The following is a 962-nucleotide window of genomic DNA, read 5'->3' as shown; positions in this document are numbered from 1 at the left end:
GGAGAGAGTGTGAAGATCACCGGGGTTGAGCTGCGGCGGATCGCGATGCCGCTGGTGGCGCCGTTCCGCACCTCGTTCGGCACCGAGACCGCCCGCGACGTCCTGCTGGTCAGGGTCGTGACGCCGGACGCCGAAGGATGGGGCGAGTGCGTGGCCATGTCCGAGCCGCTCTACTCCCCCGAATACGCCGACGGCGCCGCCGAGGTGATCCGCCGCTTCCTGCTACCCGCCCTGCCCAAGAACCTGAACGTCCACGACGTCGGCCACGCCCTCGAACCGATCAAGGGCCACCGCATGGCCAAGGCCGCGCTCGAGACGGCCGTGCTGGACGCGCAGCTGCGCGCGGCGGGCGAGTCGTTCGCCCGCTTCCTCGGCGCGGCCCACACCCGGGTGCCGTGCGGGGTGTCGGTCGGCATCATGGACTCCATCCCGCAGTTGCTCGACGCCGTCGCGGGCTACCTCGACGAGGGCTACGTCCGGATCAAGCTGAAAATCGAACCCGGCTGGGACCTCGAACCGGTCCAGGCCGTACGCGAGCGGTTCGGCGACGACGTGCTGCTCCAGGTGGACGCCAACGCCGCCTACACGCTCGCCGACGCCCCCCGCCTGGCCCGGCTGGACGCCTTCGACCTGCTGCTCATCGAACAACCCCTGGCCAACGACGACCTCATCCAGCACGCCAAGCTGGCACAGCGGCTCAACACCCCGATCTGCCTGGACGAGTCGATCGAATCAGCCGAGCACGCCGCCGCCGCGATCGCGCTCGGCTCCTGCTCCATCGTCAACATCAAACCCGGCCGCATCGGCGGCTACCTGGAAGCCCGGCGCATCCACGACCTGTGCCGGGCCAACGGAATCGCCGTGTGGTGCGGCGGCATGCTCGAAACCGGCCTCGGCCGGGCCGCCAACGTGGCACTGGCCGCACTCCCCGGCTTCACCCTCCCCGGCGACACCTCGGCATC

General features: G+C 70.4%; 1 protein-coding gene. It reads left to right on the top strand.

The window, feature by feature from the left end:
• A partial coding sequence (gene menC / locus ACTWQA_RS59095; protein WP_443167516.1) for an o-succinylbenzoate synthase occupies positions 1-962 on the top strand: 962 nt, incomplete at both ends.

It is taken from the genome of Nonomuraea sp. 10N515B (assembly GCF_052245915.1).
Classification (GTDB): Bacteria; Actinomycetota; Actinomycetes; order Streptosporangiales; family Streptosporangiaceae; genus Nonomuraea.
The sequence above is the reverse complement of the archived record's forward strand: the minus strand, read 5'-3'. Positions and strand labels throughout refer to the sequence as shown.